Source organism: Streptosporangium sp. NPDC005286, from assembly GCF_040607515.1.
GTDB lineage: Bacteria > Actinomycetota > Actinomycetes > Streptosporangiales > Streptosporangiaceae > Streptosporangium.
The window spans coordinates 1-1,056 of the sequence record NZ_JBEXGU010000422.1; the positions used below are offsets into that span (position 1 = coordinate 1).

At 71.0% G+C, this 1,056-nt stretch carries 1 protein-coding gene; it reads right to left on the bottom strand.

What is annotated here, in order from left to right; genetic code table 11:
* A partial coding sequence (locus ABZU75_RS46535; protein WP_355570050.1) for an acyltransferase domain-containing protein occupies positions 1-1,056 on the bottom strand: 1,056 nt, incomplete at its 3' end.

Here is a 1,056-nt window from a genome sequence, read left to right on the forward strand (position 1 = left end):
GTCCTCCAGCATCGGCTCCATCAACGGCGAATGGAACGCATGCGACACCCGCAACCGCTTCGTCCGCACCCCCCGCTCCTCCAGCACCGCGACGACCCCGAGCACCGGCCCCTCCACACCGGAGATCACCACCGAGGACGGACCGTTCACCGCCGCGATCGACACCTCACCCTCGCGCCCGGCCAGCAGAGTGGCGACCTCCTCCTCGGCGGCCTGCACCGCCACCATCGCCCCACCCGACGGCAACGCCTGCATCAACCGACCCCGCGCGGCCACCAGCGCACACGCATCCGAAAGCGACAACACCCCCGCCACATGCGCCGCCGCCAACTCCCCGATCGAATGCCCCGCCAGCACTTCCGGCTTGACACCCCACGAAGACACCAGCCGGAACAACGCCACCTCAAGCGCGAACAACGCCGGCTGCGCCCACCCCGTCCGATCCAGCAACCCCGCCTCACCCGAACCAGGCTCGGCGAACACCACCTCACGCAACGACCCGTCCAGCAGCGGATCCAGCTCGGCGATCACCTCGTCCAACGCCTCGGCGAACACCGGGAACCGGTCGTACAGCTCCCGGCCCATCCCCGCCCGCTGGCTGCCCTGACCGGTGAACAACACCGCCAGCCGCGGCTCCGCCCCGGCCATCCCCTCGACCACACCCGCACCCGGACGGTCCTCGGCCAGCGCACCCAATCCGGCCAGCGCACCATCACGGTCGGCGGCCACCACCACCGCCCGATGCTCGAACGCCGACCGCGTCGTCGCCAGCGAGAACGCCGTGTCGATCAGACCCAGACCAGGCTGACCGTCCAGGACCGACGCCAACCGCTCGGCCTGCGCCCGCAACGCCCCCGCCGTACGGCCCGACACCAGCACCGGCACCACACCGGCAACCGGTGCGTGGTCCTGCGGAGCGTCCTCGTCCGCGGCTTCCGGAGATTCCACTGCTTGTTCGATGATTACGTGGGCGTTGGTGCCGCTGATCCCGAACGACGACACCCCCGCCCGCCACGGCCGCTCCACCCGAGGCCAGGCCCTGGCCTCGGTCAGCAA